We start from the raw sequence: 19,799 nt of genomic DNA, 5'->3' as shown, positions 1-19,799 counted from the left end.
TTCAGGGTTGTTCTGGGCGGCTCAGCCTTTGACGTGGAGGCCGCATTCCTTGGTGGCCGGGGCTTCCCACCACCAGCGGCCGGAGCGGATGTCTTCCCCCGGGGTCACGGCCCGGGTGCAGGGGGCACAGCCGATGCTGGGGTAGAACTGGTCGTGGAGCCGGTTGTAGGGCACCTCATGGTCCAGGAGGTAGGCCCACACTTCCTTTTCCGTCCAGTCCGCCAGGGGATTGAATTTTTCCAGGCCGTGGGTTTCGTCCCGCTCCCGCAGGGGCAGGCCCTGGCGGGTGGCGGACTGCTGGGCCCGCAGGCCGGTGATCCAAGCTTGGCGGCCCGCCAGGGCCCGGCTCAGGGGCTCCACCTTGCGGGCGTGGCAGCAGGCCTTGCGCAGTTCCACGGAACGGTAAAAGCCGTTGATACCCTGGTCCCGCACATAACTTTCCACCGCCTCATGGCGGGGGTAGTACACCTCCAGGTGGAAGCCGTAGCGTTCTTCCACGGCGGCCATGAGATCGTAGGTTTCCGCCGGCAGGCGGCCCGTATCCAGGGAGAAGATGGTGATGGGGAGCTGGTCCTGGCGGATCAGGTCGGTGAGCACCATGTCTTCCGCCCCCAGGCTGTTGGCGAAGGCCACCGGGCTGAAATCCCGGGCGATGTCCGCCAGCAGGCGGCGGGCGCTGTCCGCCTTGGCCGCCACGGCGGCCTTGAGTTCCGGGCTGACTTTGAATTGGCTGGGAATGACGCTCATGGGCTTATCTCCGGCGGAAAAGGGGAACGGGCCGGTCCGTTCCGGTCTGGTAGGCGTCGTGGAAGGTGTCCAGGAGCGCCAGGGCGGTGTCCGGGCTGCGGCCTTCCTGGAGGGCAAAGGCGTCGATGCCGCAACGGCTCATGTAAAAGAGCTGGTCCGGCAGCACGTCTCCCACGGCCCGGATTTCCCCCTGGTAGCCATACCGTTCCCGAATCAGGCGGGCGCTGGAATAGCCCCGGCCATCGGTGAATTTGGGGAAATCCACGGCCACCAGGGCCATCCGGTCCAGGTCCGGGAGCAGGGCTTCCGGGGCTTCTCCGGCGGCCAGCCAGACGCCGATTTCTCCCGCGGCGGCCCGCTCCGCCAGGTCGGCCTGGCGGGCCTGCCAGACGGTCAGGGGAACCAGCAGGGGGCCAGGGGGCAGGGCCACGGTGGCCGCCGTTTCCCCTTCCGCCAGGATCAGGCGTTGCCAGGTGTCTTCCACCAGGCGGCGATTTTTGATGATGTGTGCCATGGGGCTTCCTTGTCTCAAATCCGGTTCAGGCCGCAGGAGCAGCATTGACGCCCTTCAGACGGGCGCCGAAGAGGGTTTCCTTGAAGAGCCCGGTGCCGATCCGGTCCAGGGCCTGGAGAAAGCTTTCCCCTTCTTGGCGATTATCAATGTAGAGGCGGATGATGGTTTCCACCGCATCCGGCACCTCGGCCCCGGGAATGGAGGGGCCCAGCACCTTGCCCAGGCGGGCGTCGTTGCCCTGACGGCCCCCCAGGGTGATCTGGTACCACTCCTCCTTGCCCTTATCCACCCCCAGAATGCCGATGTGGCCCACGTGGTGGTGGCCGCAGGAATTCATGCAGCCGGAAATATTGAGTTCCAGGTCGCCAATGTCGTAGAGATAGTCCAGGTCTTCAAAGCGGGCCTGGAGGGCGTTGGCGATGGGAATGGACTTGGCGTTGGCCAGGTCGCAGAAATCCCCCCCGGGGCAGCAGATGATGTCCGTGAGCAACCCAATGTTGGGGGTGGCCAGGCCGGCGGCCCGGGCTTCCCGCCACAGGTCCGGGAGCTGGTCCCGGACCACGTCGGCCAGGACCAGATTCTGTTCGTGGGTGACCCGCAGCTCGCCAAAGCTGTAGCGTTCCGCCAGGTCCGCCACCAGGTCCATCTGTTCCGCCGTCACGTCTCCCGGGGCCCGGCCCGGGGCTTTCAGGGACAGGGTCACGGCGGCGTAGCCCGGCACCCGGTGGGGGGCCACATTGCGCTCCAGCCAGCGGGCGAAGGCTTTGTCCGTTGCGGCCAATTGTTCCTGGGCGGCGCTTTGGGCGGGCAGGGTCTGGTAGGCCGGGGCGGCGAAATCTTGGGCCACCCGGTCGTATTCTTCCCGGGTCAAGGTGCTGGGGCCATCCTTCAGGTACTGCCATTCCAGGTCCACCTCGGCGGCGAATTTCTCCACCCCCAGGGCCTGGACCAGAATTTTGATGCGGGCCTTGAAGGCGTTGTCCCGGCGGCCGTAGCGGTTATAGGTGCGGACGATGGCTTCCAGGTAGGTGAGCAGATGGGCCCAGGGCAGGAAGGCTTTGATCTCCTGGCCCCGGATCGGGGTACGGCCCAGGCCGCCCCCCACAATGACCTGAAAGCCCGGTTCCCCCTGGGCATCCTCCACCAGACGCAGGCCCACGTCGTGGAACCAGGTCAGGGCCCGGTCTTCCCGGGCGCCGGAAATGGCGATCTTGAATTTGCGGGGCAGGAAGGCGAATTCCGGGTGGAAGGTGCTCCACTGGCGGACGATTTCCGCGAAGGGCCGGGGGTCCAGGATTTCGTCCGGGGCCACCCCTGCCAGCTGGTCGCTGGTCACGTTGCGGATGCAGTTGCCGGAAGTCTGGATGGCGTGGAGATTCACTTCCGCCAGTTCCCCCAGGGCGTCGGGCACCCGTTCGATGGGAATCCAGTTGAACTGGAGATTGTGCCGGGTGGTGAAGTGGCCGTAGCCCTTGTCGTAGTCCCGGGCAATGCGGGCCAGGCGGCGCAGCTGGCGGGCAGCCAGGAGCCCGTAGGGCACGGCAATACGGAACATGGGGGCATAGCGCTGGACGTAGAGGCCGTTTTGCAGGCGCAGAGGCTTGAACTCGTCGTTGCTCAGTTCGCCACTCTGCCAGCGTTGCACTTGCCCCCGGAACTGGCTGACCCGTTCCTGGAGAAAGCGTTTGTCGTCTTCGTTGTATTGATACATCGGGGGCCTCTTGGAGGTCGTTGGGGTTGTCTATATTGGTCAGGCCGGGATTTTAGGCGGCGATGAGCTTGGTGCCTACCAGGACCAGAGTACCGGCCAGCAGGGGCCGCAGCACCCGCTCCGGCACCCGGGCGGACAGGGTGCTGCCGATCCAGATGCCGGGCAGGGAGCCTAGCAGGAGGGTGCCCAGCAGGTGGAAATCCACGCTGCCAATAAACCAGTGGCCAATGCCCGCCACCAGGGTCAGGGGCACCGCATGGGCCACGTCGCTGCCCACGATCTGCTGGGTGGGCAGGCGGGGGTAGAGGAAAAACAGGGCGGCGGTGCCCAGGGCCCCCGCCCCGACGGAGGAGAGGGAGACTAGCACTCCCAGCAGGGCGCCCACGGCCACCGTAATGGCCGTCAGATGGCGGGGCGCGGCGGGCCCGCCTTCCGGATGGCTGTGTTTCTGGCCCAGGGCCTGAATCCGCTTGCGCAGCAGAATGGCCGCGGCGGTGCCCAGCAGGGCCAGGCCCAGACCAATGGAAATGAGGTGGGCGGCGGCCGGGCCCTGTTTGGGCAATTGGGCCAGAATGGTGAGGGTCAGGGCGGTGGCCGGAATGCTGCCGATGGCCAGGCGGCCCACGATGTCCCAGCGCACCTGGCCCTGGCGGGCGTGTACCAGGGTGCCGCCGCTTTTGGTTACGGCGGCGTAGAGCAGATCGGTGCCCACGGCGGTGCTGGGATGGACCCCGAACAGGAGGACCAGCAGGGGCGTCATCAAGGAGCCGCCTCCCACGCCGGTGAACCCGACAATGGTGCCGACGATGAAGCCTGAAAGGGTGTAGAGCCAGTCCATTTGCGCCGTCCTTATATCAACGGGGCGCATCCTAACAGGGGTAAATTTGCCACAAAAGAATATTGTGGTATCTTGTTATAACTTAAAGTTATTACAAGGCCGCTGTCATGAAGCTGCAACAGCTACGTTACCTGGTGGAAGTCTCCCGGCGGGGACTGAATGTTTCCGAGGCGGCGGAGGCACTTTACACCTCCCAGCCCGGGGTTTCCAAACAGATCAAGATGTTGGAAGACGAGCTGGGCATCATCGTTTTCGAGCGTAGCGGCAAGCGCCTCACCGGCATTACGGAACCGGGCAAGGCGGTGCTGGAAATCTCCAACCGCATTCTGCGGGAAGCGGAAAACCTGAAGCGGGTGGGGGAAGAATTCGCCGGCGGGGATTCGGGCAGTCTGGTGGTAGCTACCACCCACACCCAGGCCCGCTACGCCCTGCCGCCGGTGGTGAAACGCTTTACCGAGCGCTACGCCAAGGTGCGCCTGCACATTCACCAGGGCAGTCCCGCCCAGATTGCGGAATGGACCTCCAGCGGGGAGGCGGATCTGGCCATTGCCACCGAGGCCCTGGATAGTTTCCCTCAGCTGCTCACCATGCCCTGCTACCAATGGACCCACTGCGTCATTGCCCCGGACGGCCATCCGGTGCTGAACCAGGGGCCCCTTACCCTGTCCCTCCTGGCCCGCTATCCCCTCATCACCTATGATCCGGCGTTCACCGGGGGCGGGCGCATCAGCCAGACCTTTGAGCGCCAGGGCCTGACCCCCAACATCGTCCTCTCCGCCATCGATGCGGATGTGATCAAGACCTATGTGGGTTTGGGCCTGGGCCTGGGCATCATCGCCCGCATCGCCTTCGATCCGGCCCGGGACACGGGCCTCCAGGCTCTGGACGCGGCCCACCTGTTCCCCTCCAATACCACCCGTCTGGGCCTGCGCCGGGGTACCTACCTGCGCCGCTATGAATACGATTTCATCGAATTCTTCGCTCCCCACCTGACCCGCAAGGCAGTGGAGCGCTCCATGCAGGGCGCCCTGAGCGGGGCGGACGAATACCAGTTGTAGGTCGACGGGCGGTCTTGGCCGTCTCCGCAAAAGAAAAGGCCGGGATTTCCCGGCCTTTTTTTGGGGCGTTTTTCCCGGGGATTAAACCAGCCGGGCAGCCCGCAATTCTGTCTTCAGGTAAGCGTAATAGACCGGGGCGGCGATCACCCCGGGTACGCCGAACGCCGCTTCCATGGCCAGCATGGCGATAAGCAGTTCCCAGGAATGGGCGTCGATCTGGCCGCCCACGATGCGGGCGTTGAGGAAGTATTCCAGCTTGTGGATGAGGATGAGGAACACCAGGGAGGCGGTGGCCACGGGGACGGAAACGCTCAGGCTGACCACCACGATAATGGTGTTGGTGACCAGATTGCCCAGCACCGGGATTAGGCCGATGAAGAAGGTGAGGACGATGAGGGTCTTGCTGAAGGGCAGGTCGATGCCGCTCAGGCGCAGACCCCCTTCCAGGTAGAGACCGGTGAGGCAGGCGTTCAGGGCGGCGATGCGCACCTGGGCAAAGACAATGCGGCGGAAGGCGTTGCCCAGCCGGGCGGCCCGCAGGGTCAGGGCGGCGGCCAGGGGGCGGCTGTCCTTGGGGGGACGGGCCTGGTGCAGGGCCACAATGGCCCCCACCACCATGCCCAGGAGAATATGGACCAGGCCCCGGCCCGCGTCCTTGCCAATGCCCTGCAATTCCGTGGCGTGGTTACGCAGCCAGTCAATGATGTAGCCCTTCAATACTTCCGGATCGCTGGGCAGGGTGCCCCCCAGCCAGAGGGGCAGGTGGGGCCGGGTGCCTTCGATAATGTCCGCCATTTTTTGCAGCAGGGCGGCAGGGGAGCCTCCCTCCTGGGCGATGAAGGTGGTAATGCCCATGGCCGCGGCCACCAGAATGGTAATGATCAGGGTCGCCAGGAGGATGACCGCCACCATCTTGGGCCGTCCGGCCCGGGAGAGAAAGGCGGGCACGTGGGGCGCCAGCAGGTGGGTCAGTTCGTAGATCAGCAGCCCGGCCAGGAGAGCGGGCAGTAGGTGGAGGCAGAGCACCAGGACCAGGGCCAGTCCGGCCAGGATCAGGGCACCGATATCAACGGGGGAAAAGTGGGCTTGGGGGCGGAGGGGAGCGGACTTGGGCATGGGCGGCGCGAAGGTCGGCGGTGTTCCGGTCGGTCGGAAAAGGGGGGCGCAGGCCTTATGGGGGGCGCCCCGAGGACGATCTGGTGACACCTGGCGCTTGGCTGCCTGAACCCGGTTTTTGCTGCTAAATGCTCGGGCCCAACCTCGGTGGGGGCAAGGGGCGCGTCCCGGTTCCCGGAGGGGGCGGGCGCCGGAGGGGAACCCTGGAAATCAGCCAAACACATTGATTTGCGGCGGATTCTACGCTAGAATGCCCGCCTTTCCAACCTTACCCTACCGTAATCCGCATGGCGGAGGGTTTACTGCCAAAAGGAGAATACATGCGCCATTACGAAATCGTCTTTATCGTCCATCCGGACCAAAGCGAGCAGGTTCCGGCCATGGTCGAGCGTTATCGGTCCATCGTCACCAGCCGCAGTGGTCTCATTCACCGTCTGGAAGACTGGGGCCGTCGCCAACTGGCCTACCCCATCGAGAAGGTGCACAAGGCCCATTACGTGCTCATGAACATCGAGTGCGATGCGGAAACCCTGGCCGAACTGGAACACTCCTTCAAGTTCAACGACGCCGTGCTGCGTCACCTCATCGTCAAGATGAAGGCTGCGGTAATCACGCCTTCTCCCATGATGAAGGAAGAAAAGTCCAAGTCCTTGCTGGAAGCTAAGGGCGAGGTCAAGGCTGAAGCCGCCGCTCAGCCCGCTGCTGAGCAGCCTGCCGCTGAACAGCCCGCCGCCTAATCGGACGTTGGCTGTTTCCGCGAATCACGTCGAAATCTCCGGCGTTCTCATTGAACGCAAGGCCTTGCGTTATACGCCGGCCGGAGTCCCGGTCTCGGAAGGGCGCCTGCGCCACGAGTCGGAATTGACGGAAGCGGGAAAACCACGGCTGGTCGAATGTGAAATCGGGGTAATTGCCCTGGGAGATTCAGCTCAGTGGTTACAAAGCGCGGCAGCCGGCGGGCGGATGAAGATCATCGGATTCCTCGCCTCCCGCAGCCGCAACAGCCGACAGCCCGTATTGCATGTAGAACGAATCGAATTTTTGGAAGGAAACGAAAATGGCTAGACCCTTTTTCAAGAAAAAGGACGATGACAAAAAGAAGCGTCGTGGTGGTGGCATGTTCAAGCGTCGGAAATTCTGCCGCTTCTCTGCCGAGAAAGTGGAATGGATTGATTACAAGGACGTGGACGTGCTGAAGGATTTCATCGCCGAAAACGCCAAGATCATGCCCGCCCGCCTGACCGGTACCAAGGCCCACTACCAGCGTCAGCTGGGGGTTGCGATCAAGCGCGCCCGTTACCTGGCCCTGCTGCCCTACACCGACAACCACGCCTAATCGGGAGACCGTAACATGCAAATCATTCTTCTGGAAAAGGTCGTCAACCTGGGCGAACTGGGTGACGTGGTCAAGGTCAAGGACGGTTACGCCCGTAACTTCCTGATCCCCTCCGGCAAAGCCAAGCGGGCCACTCCCGCCGCCATGGCCGAGTTCGAACTGAAGCGCGCCGATCTGGAAAAGGCCCAAGCTGACAAGCTGGCCGCTGCCCAGGCCCAGGCCGAACAGCTGAACGGTCTGATGGTGCAAATCACCCGTAAGGCTGGCATGGACGGTCGCCTGTTTGGTTCCGTGAGCAACTTCGACATCGCCGAAGCTCTGGAAGCCCAAGGCCACAAGGTGGAAAAAGCCACCATCCGCATGCCCCTGGGTCACCTCAAGGCCATTGGCGACTACACCATCGATATCGCCCTGCATACCGATGTGATCGCTCAAGTGACCGTGTCCGTCCTCGGCGAACACTAAGCTTTTCCGTTAAGGAAAAGGAAAAACCCCGGCTACGGCCGGGGTTTTTTTATGGCGGTTCCCGGAGATGGGCGGGCCGTGGCAAATTCCCTTGTCCTGCCATGCCCCTGTCGTTACCATAAGCCCTTCAAAAAATAAGGGGGGTGGTATGGCGCTGGTCATCAAGTCCTGGTCGGTGAAAACTTCACCGACCGCAAATGAGCCCTATGTGCGTATTCTGGGGCGGGAAAGCGGTCTGCTTTCCTTTCTCCTTTCCCTGGTGGGGGTGGATGCCACCACCACCCTGGTCATTACCCACACCCACATGGAATTTGAAACCGGCTCCCTGTCCGGTTTCATCCGCCGCATTACCCCGTTTGCCCACATGAGCTCGGCCTTTTACGGCCGATTTAAGCCCTGGAAAACCGCTGGCGGCCTGCTGCTGTTTACCCTGTTTGTGAGCGGTTCCCTGGTGGGCAAGGGAGGCGTGTTGAGCACCTTGGGGTTGCTTCTGCTCCTGGTGGGCGGAGTTGGCGCCCTGATTTATTACTTCCTCAACCGGGAACTGACCCTGGGTTTCCATGAGGACAGCGGGGCGGCCCTGGGCATCACCTTTAAGCGTTCCGTCATCGAAGGTCAGGAAATCAACGAGGAAGCCCTGCGGCGCATTATCGCCATTGTGGAACACCTGCTGGCCGGTACGCCGGTGCCCGCCCAGGTGAGCCTGGGTGGCGCCCCTGCCAATCCCCGTCTGGCGGAAGCGGCGCCCACCTCTTTCCGGGAAGTGCTCCAACCGACCCGGCCCAGCCTCTGCCCCGCCTGTCACCAGCCCGTGGGGCCGGAGGACACCTTCTGCGGTAGCTGCGGGCGGCGCCTGGATTAGGCCTGTTTTTCCTCTCCCGATTTTTCCCTTTTTTCTCCGTTTTAAGGCCCTATGTCCACCTGTTCCGCCTGCCGTGCTGAACTCAAGCCCGGCGCCCAGTTTTGTCCCCATTGCGGGGCCCGTCAGACCCCTGTCGGCGCTCCCGCTTCCGCCGATCCTCAACCCGTAGGGCCGACCTGTCCCGCCTGCGGCCATCCCCTGAAACCCGGTGCCCGCTTCTGCGGTGCCTGCGGCCAGGCCTTGGAGGTTGCCTCTCCCGTGGTGCCGGAGGCCCAGGTAGCCCCTGGGGAACCTATTCCCGCGGCGGCCCCTCCAGCGTCGCCGGCGCCAGCGTTCGTGCCCGCTGCCGAGTCTCCGGCGGCCGCTGCAGTCGTTCCCCCCCTGACCTTTTTCTCCGAACCTACTGGGACCCCATCCCCGGAGGTGCCCCCCCGGACCTTCCAGATGGCCCCCCCGGAGACTCCTTCTGCCCCCGCGGCTGTAGCCCTGGGTGCCCAGTTAAGCGCCGGGCCTGCTGGCGCCCCTGCTGATACGGGAAGCGCCGCGCCCCGGGAAGCAAGTGCCGGAGAGGACGCGCCGCCCCGGAAGTCCGCCCTGCCCCTGTTGCTGGGGGCCGGGGTCAGCGTCATTGCCCTGGTGATTTTTGGGGCCGTGGTGTGGTATCTCCAGGCCAGCAAGGCGGCGCCGGCGGAGGCTAATGCCCCCGCAGTCCCGATGCCCGCCCCTCAAGCCTCCGTGCCTCCCTCCTCCCAACCCGCTCCGGTCGCCGCGCCCCAACCGGCGCCCGCTCCGGTTCCCCAGGCCGTTCCGGCGCCCAGCGCCCCGGCGGCGGCCCCGGCCCCAGCCCCGGAGGAGGCTCCGGCGCCTGCTTCCGAATCCCCCAAAGGGACCAAGAAAGGCAGCCATAAGGGAACGAAGGGGGCTGCCAAGGATAAGACGGAAGCGGCTAAAAGCGGCGCCAAGGATGGGGATGAAGCCGCCTACATTCGCAAGATGAACGACCAACTGGAACGGCAGATCCGGGATCTGCAACAACACTGACCTTGAGGAATCCACCATGGATATGAAACTTTCCCTGAGCCTGGCGGCCCTGCTTACCCTTTCCGCCTGCGCTTCCAATGGCAATGGTACGGCCACCGGTTCCCACGCCGGGGATAAGGCGGCGGTGGGGGCGGTGATCGGTGGGGGCGGCGCCTATCTGGGCTGCAAGCTCCTGGGGGGCTCCAATGTGGCCTGCCGCAATCTGGCGGTGGTGGGGGCGGCGGCCGGGGGCTATATCGGCTGGAAGCAGGGCAAGGAGCAGGATCTGGCGGAAGCCCAGGCGTTCGCGGACAAGATGCGCCAGTCCAAGGTGCCGGTGCAGACCGACACGGGCACGGTGCGGCACCAGGACGACAAGGGCCAGCCCGTGGCCTATACGGCCTGGCGGGGCACCAATGTGGGCCTGCCCCCCAAGGCCCTGGCGGCGGGGGACCCGGATCTGCAACATAGCGTGGAATTGGCCGGTCAGCTGGCGGTTTCCCGCCACGAGTCCACCACGGTGATTGTGAGCGTCCCGGCGAAGCAGCGGGAAAATGTGCTCTTCTGGCTCAACAACGGCTTCCAGCAAGGCACGGCGGCCAATGACACGACGCCGCCCAAGATTCAGGAAGTGCCCTACAAGAAGGGCAGCCTGCCCTATCTGCGGGTCCAGCCCACGGATCAGCAGCAGTTCCACGCCTGAGTCCGGCGGGAAAAGGCCCATTCCCATGGGCCGGAAAGAGGGGGATGATTCCGCCTGGGCGTTTTGATGCCCCCGCCGGGTCATCCCCTTCGCGGTTCTCCTTCGTCCCCTTTCCTTTTTCCATTGCCGGCCTTCCTCCGGGTGGGCCGTTTGTTTGTCCCCATGAGCTACGAATACAACCCCAATAGTCCCCGTCTGGAATTACCCAATCCCTATTCCATCCAGAATCTGGCCCTGGTCCTGGCCGGTGGCGTCGGCATCATCGCCGGTGTGCTGCTGCTGTTCCTGATCCGCCACCATCTCCAGACCGACGGGGTGCACGCCGGAGAAGTGGCGGCCCTGGTGGCCTCCCTGGGGCTCCTGGTGCTGGGCCTGCTGGCCGTGGCCTTGGCCGCCACCCAGCTGCGCTTCTACTTTGGCCGGGGCAAGCCGGTCAGCCTGGCTCAGGAACTGGCTTCCGACGCCACCGGCGCGGGCCGGGGGGCGGACCGGGTCAAAGACATGCTGCGCCAGAGCGCCCTGACCTACGAGGAGCCCAGCGGCCCCATCAACGGCCTGCTCCACGCCTGGCTGCGGGATTTGATTTACGCGCCCCAGCCCCTACGCTACGGGGCCGAAGCCCAGTTCCACAATCTCCTGGTGGTGCTGGCCACCCTGGCCAGCTTCCTCTTGGCCTGGTTCTTCTTCGCCGGTTCCACCCACGGGGCCTGGGTGGGGATTTTCTACGGCCTCTTCGCCACCCGCACCATCCTGCGCCGCCTGTCCGTGGGGGGCGCCACCGCCTCCGCCCAGGTGGGCCTGGGGGGCTTTGTGGTGCTGATTCTCCTGGCCATTCTCCTGCCGGCCATCATTGGCCTGGTGTCCCATGTGCTGCCGCCCCTGGAAAGCGTTTCCGTGAACGGCCAGGTGCTGGCTACCCTGCTGGCCATTCTGGTGGCCACGGGCCTCTTTTTCGGCGCCATGATGGCCCAGCTCGGTTCCCGCCCCCAGATCACCCCGGTGGCCTGTGACCAGCGCACCCTGACCATGAACGCCCATCCGGCCCAATTGACCGAGGAACTGGAACGCCAGTTGCAGGCCCAGTGGCAGGAGCAGATTCCCAACCGGCGCTACGTGCGCCAGCCCCCGGTGATTGGTGCCAAGGGGGCGTTTGGGGCCGAGCTGCTGGAAGAAACCCAGCCCTTCCCCCAAAGCAACCATCTCTATCCCAGCTTCGCCAATTGCCTGGAAGCCAATCCGTTCCGCTGGCTCACCGCCCTGAGCTTCTACGCCGCCCTGCTGGCCCTTCTGGGGACCCTGGGGGTGGCCCTCTTTGCGGCCCGGCTGACGGATGGGGACAGCTCCTGGGGCTTCCTCACCTTTGGCCTGGGGATGCTCATGGCCAGCGCCTACGCCTTCCGGGGCAGCCAGTTCCTTTGGGGCCGCTTTGATTTCACCTCCACCCTGCTTTGGATTGAAATGCGGGGCAGCTGCCAGTCCGCCCGGGTGGATTACGGCAACCAGTTCCAGGACCGGGTAAAAACTGCCAAGGAATTGTTCAATATTGAAAACATGACCCTGCGGGTTTGGGCGGCGGAAGTGGATAGCATCATTTACGGCCGCCAAGGCGGTCGTACCGTGGTGGCCATGCGGGGCCGCCCCGATCTGGCCAAGGTCTATGGGGAACATCTGGAACGCTTTGCCGCTGGCCAGAGCCTGCTGGTGGCCCCCACGTCCACGGAAGACTTGCGCCGGGCCACGGCCCTGGGAGCCATCAACCGGCTCGGCGGGGAAAGCGCCGGGGTCAAGCTGGAAGACGCGGTCAAGGCGGTCAAGGCGGTCCAGGCCGGTCTGCTGGGCACGGAACCCGTGGCTCCGGCCCCCGAGGCCGCGCCCCTTTGCCCCAAGTGCGGCGTCACTGTGGAAGCGGGTCAGCGTTTTTGCGCCGAATGCGGCGCCTCCCTGCAAAACCCCTGATCGGGGCGGGGGGAGGGCGTGTAAAATCGTCCCCCTCCCGATTTGAAGACCACCATGAGCAAGCCTGATTTCCCCCGTAAAAAAGATTCCCCTTCGGCCCTTGATCCGGCGGTCGCCCAGCTGCGGGTGCCGCCCCATTCCGTGGAGGCGGAGCAGTCCCTGTTAGGCGGCCTGTTGCTGGACAACCAGGCCTGGGACAAGGTAGGGGACCTGATTAACGAAGGGGATTTTTACCGGGACGAACACCGGCGCATCTTCCGCCAGATTGTCCGGCTCTTTACCACGGGCAAACCGGCGGACGTGGTGACCGTGGCGGAAGCCCTGGATGCGGCGGGGGACGGGGAACATAGCGGCGGCCTGGCCTATCTGGGGGAACTGGCCGCCAATACCCCTTCCGCTGCCAATATCCGCCGCTATGCGGAAATTGTCCGGGAGCGGGCCATCCTGCGCCAGCTGGTGAGCGCCGGGGACGAAATCGCCACCAACGCCTTGAATCCCATGGGCCGGGATGCCAAATCCCTCCTGGACGATGCGGAATCCAAAGTCTTTGAAATTGCGGAAAAGGGCGCCGCCCACCAGCAGGGCTTTGTCCACATCAACCCCTTGCTGACCCAGGTGGTGGAACGTATCCAGGAACTCCATGACCGGGACAACCCCTCCGATATCACCGGGATTCCCACGGGCTTTTTGGACCTGGATCAGAAGACTTCCGGCCTCCAGCCCGGGGATTTGATTATTGTGGCCGGTCGGCCGTCCATGGGGAAAACCGCTTTCGCCTTGAACATCGCCGAATATGTGGCGGTGGAGCAGGGCTTGCCCGTGGGGGTGTTTTCCATGGAAATGGGAGGCGCCCAGCTGGCCATGCGGATGCTGGCCTCCCTGGGGCGTCTGGATTCCCACAAGGTGCGTACTGGCCGGCTCAACGACGATGAATGGTCCCGGCTGTCCTTCGCCCTGGGGAAAATGCACGAAAAGCCCCTCTATATCGATGAAACCGGCGGCCTGAATCCTCTGGATTTGCGGGCTCGGGCCCGGCGTCTGGCGCGCCAGTTTGGCGGCAAGCTGGGCCTGATCGTCATCGACTATCTCCAATTGATGGTCTCCGCCCGTTCCGGGGGCTCGGAAAACCGGGCTACGGAAGTGTCGGAAATTTCCCGTTCCCTGAAGGCCTTGGCCAAGGAGTTGGAAGTGCCGGTCATCGCCCTGTCCCAGCTTTCCCGGAAGGTGGAAGAGCGTAACGACAAGCGCCCCATGATGTCCGACTTGCGGGAATCCGGCGCTATCGAACAGGATGCGGACGTGATCATGATGATGTACCGGGAGGACTACTACAAACCGGACACCCAGGACAAAGGCACGGCGGAAGTCATTATCGGCAAGCAGCGGAACGGCCCCACGGGCACGGTGCGCCTGGCCTTCCTGGGGGAATACACCCGCTTCGACAATCTGGCCACGGGCAGCGAATACTGAGGTTTCCCGGAATACGGGGAAGGCGGAGGCGCCGCCCAGGGGGCGCACCTCCAAAAGAAAAAGGACGGGAAGCCGTCCTTTTTTTGTGTCTGCTTTGCTTGCCGGTAGGTCCGGGGAGCCGTTCGATGAGGTCACGGTTCCCCGATTAAGGGGGCGAGGGTGAGGCCCCATTTCCCGCCCCCGCGGATGGGGGCAGGGCGCCGGGGACGGATCAGGCGTCGGTGGGGCGGGCTTCCAGGCTGAGGCTGGTGGGGCGGGCCAACATGCGCACCTGGTTGCCGCTCACGGAGGCGGCCAGCACCGGGCTGTTGAGCAGGTAGGACTGGTCCGGACCCTGGGGCAGATGGACGCTGTCCGCGTTGCTGTAAGCGATCCAGTTCATTTCCCAGAAGCCGAAGAGACGGCGGCGCAGGGCGGCCCCTTCTCCGTTGCTCCGGTCCAGCACCGCGACCCGGGCCGCATCCGCCGGATCCACCGGGACCCAGCCGTAGTAAGGCGCGTAGAACTCGGCCCGGACGTGGAAGGCCCGGCTCACATCGCCGCTGCGGCCCAGGGCGGGGGACTGACGGGACAGGCCCAGGCGTTGGCCTACCACGATGCGAGCGGGGATGCCCGTGGCCCGGCACAGGGCCACAAACAACCCGGCCACGCCGTGGCCGTCATCCTCTTCCCGGACGCTGCACAGGGCCGGGGCGACGCTTTCCGGAACTTCCCCGCCCTTACAGCTGCTGCCGGCGGCTCCCGCGTGTTCGGTGACCCAGTTGAAAACGGCCAGGGCCTGGGGCATGGGTTCCCGGATGCGGCCGATGATGGTATCGGCCAGCTCGGAAATGACCTCGTCGGACCAGGGCCCGTAGGGGTCCAGGAAGGGGGACAGGGTGTCTTCCGTTTCCGGAGTGGGGGCCCGGCGGGTGATGTCAAAGAGCCGCTGCCGGGTGCCCACCTTCATGGTCAGGGTCAGGCTGGGATTGGCCGTGCCCGGCTTCCAGTCCCCAAGAAAGGTGAGCAGACCCGAATCGTTATCCCGAAGAATGCCGCCGTGGCTGAAATTGCCCAACCATTCCAGGCTTTCCAGGCGCTGCCAGCGGGTTTCCATGGGCATGGGCATCCACAGGCGCAGGGCATCGCCCTGGGCCGGGGGGGTGACCTTGAGGGTCAGTTCATAGTGGCGCCAGGGTTCGTTGTCCTTGCGCACCGGAGCCGGTGCGGGGGCGCCGAAACCGCCGTTGGACAGGGGGCGCAGACCCGTGGGAGGGGCCCGGTGGGCGGCGGCCCGGGCGGTGGCGATGCGTTCGGAGCGATCTGCCTTTTCCACGCCGCCGTGGCGTTTGCTGGAGCGACTACCTTTGGCGGAGCTTTTGGAGCCCTTGCCGGAAGCTTTGGCGGCGCCCCCCGCTTTGGCGGAAGACTTAGCGGATTTGGCGGCACCACCGCCTTTTTTCTTACCGGCCAGTGCCGGTACGGGTGCCAGGGCGAGGCCGCCGGCAAGCGCGAGGAAAGCGCGGCGTTTCATCGTCGTCCCTCCGGGGAAAAAAACAAAAGCCGCGCCCGCGACGGGTGCGGCTATAAAGAATGACTAACGAGGAAAATTATAGCACTTCGGCCGCATGGTCCGCTAAACGGGAGCGTTCACCCCGTTGCAGGGTGATGTGGCCCGAGTGGGGCCAGCCCTTGAAGCGATCCACCACGTAGGTGAGGCCGGAGGAGCCTTCGGTCAGATAGGGAGTGTCGATCTGGGCGATATTGCCCAGGCAGACCACCTTGGTGCCCGGCCCGGCCCGGGTGATGAGGGTCTTCATCTGTTTGGGGGTGAGATTCTGAGCCTCGTCGATAATCAGGTATTTGTTGATAAAGGTGCGGCCCCGCATGAAATTGAGGGATTTGACCTTGATCCGGCTACGGATCAGGTCCATGGTGGCCGCCCGTCCCCAGTCGCCGCCGTAGGAACCTGGCTGTTCTTCGGTTTTGTTGAGCACGTCCAGGTTGTCCTCCAGGGCGCCCATCCAGGGGGCCATTTTTTCCTCTTCCGTGCCCGGTAAGAAACCGATGTCTTCCCCCACGGGAACGGTCACCCGGGTCATGATAATTTCCGAGTAATGCTTGGTTTCCAGGACCTGGGTGAGGCCCGCCGCCAGGGTCAGCAGGGTCTTGCCGGTGCCAGCTTGGCCCAGGAGGGTGATGAAATCGATTTCCGGGTCCATGAGCAGGTTGAGGGCGAAATTCTGCTCCCGGTTGCGGGCGGTGATGCCCCACACATTGTTCTTGGGATGGGTGAAGTCGATCAGGGTTTCCAGTTCCGCCTTTTTCCCTTCCACGCTGCGCACAATGGCATGGAGGGGCTGGGGGCCTTCCTGGAAGACAAATTCATTGACCAGCAACTGGGCACAGAGGGGGCCTTGCAGGCGGTAATAGGTGCGCCCTTCCTTCTTGCCCGATTCCATGCCCTGGCCGTGCTTATCCCAAAAATCCGGGGGCAGTTCCCGGACCCCGGTATAGAGCAGGTCCGTGTCTTCCAGCACCTTGTCGTTGAAGTAATCCTCCGCCGCCAGGCCCAGGGAACGGGCCTTGATGCGCATGTTGATGTCTTTCGACACCAGGACCACGGAACGCTTGGGATAGCGGCGCTGGAGGTGGATGACCACGGCCAGGATCTGGTTGTCGTACTTGGTCTTGGGCAGGGCCGGGGGCAGTTCCGAATTAATGGCCTCCGTCTGCAGGAACAGGCGGCCACTGGCCAGCTTGTTGGAAGGCCCCTCCAGGGGAATGCCCTCCTCGATGTTGTCGTCTTCCAGGTGGGCCAGGATCTCGTCCAGGGTCCGGCTGCATTGCCGGGCGTTACGGGCGATTTCCGACATGCCTTTTTTGTTGTTGTCCAACTCCTCCAGGGTCATGATGGGGAGAAAGACATCGTGTTCCTCAAAGCGGAACAGGCTGGTGGGATCGTGCATCAGCACGTTGGTATCCAGCACAAAAAGCTTGCCGGGTTCGGGGGAGGTTTCCTTTTTACTACGCGCGCCGGTTTTACGGACCATAGTGGGAGGTTTCCTGGTGGTTGGCTGAAATTACAGGGTTTTGACGAAATCCAGCACTTCCTGGGCATGACCGGGCACTTTCACGCCCCGCCATTCCCGTTGCAACACGCCCCCAGCGTCAATGACGAAGGTGCTGCGTTCAATGCCTCTTACCTCTTTCCCATACATTTTTTTCAGCTTGATGACCCCGAATTGCTGGCAGAGGCTTTCTTCCTTGTCGGAAATCAGGGGGAAGGGGAGGTTTTGCTTGGTTTTGAAATTTTCGTGGGATTTCACGCTGTCCCGGGAAACCCCGGCCACCACTGCCCCCAGGGCCTGGAATTCCGGATACAGGTCCCGGAACTGTTGGGCTTCCGTGGTGCAGCCCGGGGTGCTGTCCTTGGGGTAGAAATAGAGCACCACCGGATGACCCCGGTGGGCGGCAAGGGTGAAGTCGCTATCGCCCGTGGCGGGCAGGGAAAAGTCGGGGAGGGTTGCGGCCATCTGGGGCTCCTGTTGTTGTTAAGGTATGGGGGAATTGTTGGGGCAAAGGCCCGCCGGGTCAAGGGTCGGCGGGCCTGGGGGAGCCGTCAGGAAAGCGGCAGTCTGGCACCGGATAATTGTAAAGATGAGTAAATCTCTCTTTCTCGCCGGCGGCCCCCGGGGCGTGTTGTTGCTCCATGGCCTGTGCGGCAATCCCCTGGAAGTCCAGCCCGTGGCCAAGCGCCTCCACCGCCAGGGCTACACGGTCTATGCCCCCTTTCTGGACGCTTACGGGGGTAATCTGGACGGGCGTCAACAGGCCCCCTGGCCGGTGTGGGTGGAACGGGCCGAGCAGGCCTTAGCCCGCCTGGAAAAAAGCTGCACCCAGGTGGCGGCGGGGGGGCTGTGCATGGGCGGGGTGGTGTCCCTGGCCCTGGCGGCCCGGAATCCGGGGCGGCTCAAAGCCCTGCTGCTCATTTCCACCACCCTGTTCTACGACGGCTGGAATATTCCTCGGCTGCAACGCTGGTTGTTGCCCCTGGCCTGGATTCGCCCCCTGCGGGAGCGCTGCCGCTTTCAGGAAACCGAGCCCTTCGGCTTGAAAAACGAACGGCGCCGCCAATGGATCGCGGCCCTCATGGCCGGGGAAGGGGATTCCCCCGCCGGGGCCGCCAGCATGCCGGTTTCCGCCGTATTTGAAGCTTCCCGCCTGATGCGCCGGGTGCGGGCCGACCTGCCCAATATCCGGGTGCCGGCCCTGATTCTCCATGCGGAGGAGGACGAGGTGGCCAGCCCCCGCAACGCCCGCTATCTGGCCCAGTACCTGGGCAGTCCGGCCCAGGAGCTGCACTGGTTCCACGATAGCTATCACATGCTCACCCTGGATAACGACCGGGAGGCGGTAGAGGCCCATTGTGTGGATTTCCTGCACCGCCATCTCCCCCTTCCTCCCCTGCAACACGTGGCTTAAGGCCCCCTTCCCATGAATACCCTGGAAACCATCAAGCAATTGGCGGCGGACCATTTCGGCATCGATCTGGCCGGCGTCACCCCCGAAACTCCTTTTGACCAGCTGGGCATCGACTCCCTGGCCCTCATCGACTTCATTTTTGAACTGGAAGACGCCTTCCACATCACCATTCCCCCCACGGCGGATGAGCCCCTGACTAATTTGGCTCAGCTCACCGCCTATGTGGAAGGACTGCAAAAGAAAGCCGGTGCCTGAGGTGGAAACCCCGGTTTGCATCACCGGCATGGGGGTGCTGTCCCCCTGCGGTAACAGCCCGGATAGCCTGGTGGATGCCCTATTGGCGGGCCGTTCCGGGGTGACCCTATACCCGGGGGACGAATCCCTGGGCCTGGCCCCCGCTGTGGTGGGCGCTTTGCAGGAAATCCCGGAATGGGGCCTGTCCAAGCCCCAGCAGGCCTCCCTGGACCGGTGCAGCCGCCTAGCCCTGGCCGCTGCCCACCAGGCCATGGGGGATGCGGGGCTGAGCCTCTCCGGGGACCAGGGTTTGCAGGCGGGTATCGCCTGGGGCACGGGCATGGGGGGCATCCACAGCCTGGAAGACGCCTATCGCCAGTTGTTTGAACGCCAGAGCCAGCGCCTGCGGCCCCTCACCGTGGTCATGGCCATGCACAATGCGGCGGCGGCCCACATCGCCATGGCCCACGGCCTGCGGGGTCCTTCCGTCACCTTCTCCAATGCCTGTGCCTCGTCGGCCATGGCCATCGGAGAAGGGGCCCGCTGGATACGCCAGGGGCTGGCGGAGGTGGTGCTGGTGGGGGGCGCCGACGCCCCCCTGACCCCCGCTACCCTGCGGGCCTGGCAGGCCATGGCCACCCTGGCCACGCCGGACCCCGCAGCGCCCCAAACCAGCTGCCGCCCCTTTGCCGCAGACCGGAGCGGTCTGGTCCTGGCCGAAGGGGCGGGGGCCCTAGTGTTGGAATCCCCGGCACACGCCCGGGCCCGGGGCGCCCGGATTCACGGGGAGCTGCTGGGTTATGGCAGCAGCTGCGATGCCAGCCATCTTTCCCATCCCGCCGTGGACGGCCAGGTGCGGGCCATGACCCAGGCCCTGGCGGAAGCCGGCCTGGGGCCGGAGGCAGTGGGCTATGTGAATGCCCACGGCACTGCCACCCGGGTGGGGGACCAGGTGGAAGCGGCAGCCATTGCCCAGGTCCTGGGCAATCGGGTACCGGTGAGCTCCACCAAGGCCCTCCATGGCCATTGCATGGGGGCCACCGGGGCAGTGGAATTCATCGCCAGCCTGACCGCCCTGGCCCGGGGGCGTTTGCTGCCCGCCTGGCACCGGGAACAGGCGGACCCGGCCTGCGATCTGGCTTGGGTCGCCCCGGAGAGTCGCCAGGCGCCTGCTTCCTCCGTTTTCCTCTCCAATTCCTTCGCCTTCGGTGGCAGCAATGGGGTTCTGGTGGCCCGGGCCGGGGCGGGGGATTCGGCCGCTTCTCTGTAATTTCCAGTTGGGACCGGCCCGCCGTTTCAGGGGGG

At 64.4% G+C, this 19,799-nt stretch carries 21 protein-coding genes and 1 pseudogene; 14 read left to right on the top strand and 8 right to left on the bottom strand.

Translation table 11 applies throughout. The features are described 5' to 3' along the window. Window positions 1-21: 21 nt before the first annotated feature. Genes Azoinq_RS01950 through Azoinq_RS01935 form a run of 4 tightly spaced genes read right to left on the bottom strand, consistent with a single transcriptional unit; the run spans window position 22 to window position 3,810 of the window. A complete protein-coding gene (locus Azoinq_RS01950) occupies window positions 22-747 on the bottom strand; it encodes a phosphoadenylyl-sulfate reductase (protein ID WP_216127147.1) in 726 nt (241 codons plus the stop codon). 4 nt (window positions 748-751) lie between these two features. Continuing rightward, on the bottom strand, window positions 752-1,261 hold the full coding sequence (locus Azoinq_RS01945; protein ID WP_216127150.1) for a DUF934 domain-containing protein: 510 nt from the start codon (window positions 1,259-1,261) through the stop codon (window positions 752-754). A 25-nt stretch (window positions 1,262-1,286) separates the two neighbouring features. After that, window positions 1,287-2,972, bottom strand: a complete 1,686-nt coding sequence (locus Azoinq_RS01940) for a nitrite/sulfite reductase (RefSeq protein ID WP_216127161.1) — start codon at window positions 2,970-2,972, stop codon at window positions 1,287-1,289. A gap of 52 nt (window positions 2,973-3,024) precedes the next feature. Further along, window positions 3,025-3,810: a sulfite exporter TauE/SafE family protein gene (locus Azoinq_RS01935; protein ID WP_216127186.1), complete on the bottom strand. Its 786-nt coding sequence runs from the start codon at window positions 3,808-3,810 to the stop codon at window positions 3,025-3,027. A gap of 107 nt (window positions 3,811-3,917) precedes the next feature. Here Azoinq_RS01935 and cysB point away from each other — a divergent pair, with 107 nt between their 5' ends. Next, complete coding sequence (gene cysB, locus Azoinq_RS01930; RefSeq protein ID WP_216127203.1) at window positions 3,918-4,868, top strand: HTH-type transcriptional regulator CysB; 951 nt, start codon at window positions 3,918-3,920, stop codon at window positions 4,866-4,868. 81 nt (window positions 4,869-4,949) lie between these two features. Here cysB and Azoinq_RS01925 read toward each other — a convergent pair whose 3' ends face one another. Then, the gene (locus Azoinq_RS01925; protein WP_216127206.1) at window positions 4,950-5,984 is read right to left on the bottom strand and encodes an AI-2E family transporter; all 1,035 of its coding nucleotides are present in this window, start codon (window positions 5,982-5,984) and stop codon (window positions 4,950-4,952) included. Between the two features lie 320 nt (window positions 5,985-6,304). Here Azoinq_RS01925 and rpsF point away from each other — a divergent pair, with 320 nt between their 5' ends. The 10 genes and pseudogenes from rpsF (at window position 6,305) to dnaB (ending at window position 13,796) form a co-directional block, all read left to right on the top strand. Continuing rightward, the gene (gene rpsF, locus Azoinq_RS01920; RefSeq protein WP_216127209.1) at window positions 6,305-6,721 is read left to right on the top strand and encodes a 30S ribosomal protein S6; all 417 of its coding nucleotides are present in this window, start codon (window positions 6,305-6,307) and stop codon (window positions 6,719-6,721) included. A gap of 7 nt (window positions 6,722-6,728) precedes the next feature. After that, window positions 6,729-7,049: a primosomal replication protein N gene (gene priB, locus Azoinq_RS01915; RefSeq protein WP_232368535.1), complete on the top strand. Its 321-nt coding sequence runs from the start codon at window positions 6,729-6,731 to the stop codon at window positions 7,047-7,049. Beyond that, entirely contained in the window at window positions 7,042-7,320 is a 279-nt protein-coding gene (gene rpsR, locus Azoinq_RS01910; protein WP_216127212.1) for a 30S ribosomal protein S18, read from the top strand. The genes priB and rpsR overlap by 8 nt, the downstream gene beginning before the upstream one ends. 15 nt (window positions 7,321-7,335) lie before the next feature. Further along, window positions 7,336-7,785 (top strand): 50S ribosomal protein L9, encoded by a 450-nt coding sequence (gene rplI, locus Azoinq_RS01905; protein WP_216127215.1) that lies wholly within the window; start codon window positions 7,336-7,338, stop codon window positions 7,783-7,785. Window positions 7,786-7,933: 148 nt separating this feature from the next. After that, on the top strand, window positions 7,934-8,647 hold the full coding sequence (locus tag Azoinq_RS01900) for a zinc ribbon domain-containing protein (protein WP_216127218.1): 714 nt from the start codon (window positions 7,934-7,936) through the stop codon (window positions 8,645-8,647). Window positions 8,648-8,698: 51 nt separating this feature from the next. Continuing rightward, window positions 8,699-8,860 (top strand): annotated as a pseudogene (locus tag Azoinq_RS15195) (zinc ribbon domain-containing protein); the annotation flags it as partial. Between the two features lie 231 nt (window positions 8,861-9,091). Continuing rightward, window positions 9,092-9,688, top strand: coding sequence for a hypothetical protein (locus Azoinq_RS14780; RefSeq protein WP_232368534.1), 597 nt, complete (start codon window positions 9,092-9,094; stop codon window positions 9,686-9,688). A gap of 16 nt (window positions 9,689-9,704) precedes the next feature. After that, entirely contained in the window at window positions 9,705-10,370 is a 666-nt protein-coding gene (locus Azoinq_RS01890; RefSeq protein WP_216127221.1) for a hypothetical protein, read from the top strand. Window positions 10,371-10,532: 162 nt separating this feature from the next. Then, window positions 10,533-12,326, top strand: coding sequence for a zinc ribbon domain-containing protein (locus Azoinq_RS01885; protein WP_216127223.1), 1,794 nt, complete (start codon window positions 10,533-10,535; stop codon window positions 12,324-12,326). A 54-nt stretch (window positions 12,327-12,380) separates the two neighbouring features. Then, window positions 12,381-13,796: a replicative DNA helicase gene (gene dnaB / locus Azoinq_RS01880; RefSeq protein ID WP_216127225.1), complete on the top strand. Its 1,416-nt coding sequence runs from the start codon at window positions 12,381-12,383 to the stop codon at window positions 13,794-13,796. A 211-nt stretch (window positions 13,797-14,007) separates the two neighbouring features. Here the strand turns inward: dnaB and Azoinq_RS01875 are convergent, their stop codons facing one another. The 3 genes from Azoinq_RS01875 to Azoinq_RS01865 all read right to left on the bottom strand — a co-directional run bounded on the left by Azoinq_RS01875 (window position 14,008) and on the right by Azoinq_RS01865 (window position 17,311). Then, window positions 14,008-15,309, bottom strand: a complete 1,302-nt coding sequence (locus Azoinq_RS01875; RefSeq protein ID WP_216178441.1) for a transglutaminase-like domain-containing protein — start codon at window positions 15,307-15,309, stop codon at window positions 14,008-14,010. A gap of 76 nt (window positions 15,310-15,385) precedes the next feature. Further along, window positions 15,386-16,828 (bottom strand): PhoH family protein, encoded by a 1,443-nt coding sequence (locus Azoinq_RS01870; RefSeq protein ID WP_216127231.1) that lies wholly within the window; start codon window positions 16,826-16,828, stop codon window positions 15,386-15,388. Window positions 16,829-16,858: 30 nt separating this feature from the next. Further along, on the bottom strand, window positions 16,859-17,311 hold the full coding sequence (locus Azoinq_RS01865; RefSeq protein ID WP_216127234.1) for a peroxiredoxin: 453 nt from the start codon (window positions 17,309-17,311) through the stop codon (window positions 16,859-16,861). A 124-nt stretch (window positions 17,312-17,435) separates the two neighbouring features. Between Azoinq_RS01865 and Azoinq_RS01860 the strand changes: the two genes are divergently transcribed. Genes Azoinq_RS01860 through Azoinq_RS01850 form a run of 3 tightly spaced genes read left to right on the top strand, consistent with a single transcriptional unit; the run spans window position 17,436 to window position 19,764 of the window. Next, the gene (locus Azoinq_RS01860; RefSeq protein WP_216127236.1) at window positions 17,436-18,260 is read left to right on the top strand and encodes an alpha/beta hydrolase; all 825 of its coding nucleotides are present in this window, start codon (window positions 17,436-17,438) and stop codon (window positions 18,258-18,260) included. Between the two features lie 12 nt (window positions 18,261-18,272). Further along, on the top strand, window positions 18,273-18,515 hold the full coding sequence (locus Azoinq_RS01855) for an acyl carrier protein (RefSeq protein ID WP_216127239.1): 243 nt from the start codon (window positions 18,273-18,275) through the stop codon (window positions 18,513-18,515). A 1-nt stretch (window position 18,516) separates the two neighbouring features. Further along, window positions 18,517-19,764 (top strand): beta-ketoacyl-[acyl-carrier-protein] synthase family protein, encoded by a 1,248-nt coding sequence (locus Azoinq_RS01850; RefSeq protein WP_216127242.1) that lies wholly within the window; start codon window positions 18,517-18,519, stop codon window positions 19,762-19,764. Window positions 19,765-19,799: the final 35 nt, after the last annotated feature.

Origin of the sequence: Azospira inquinata (assembly GCF_018905915.1) — a bacterium.
Lineage (GTDB): Bacteria > Pseudomonadota > Gammaproteobacteria > Burkholderiales > Rhodocyclaceae > Azospira > Azospira inquinata.
The sequence above is the reverse complement of the archived record's forward strand: the minus strand, read 5'-3'. Positions and strand labels throughout refer to the sequence as shown.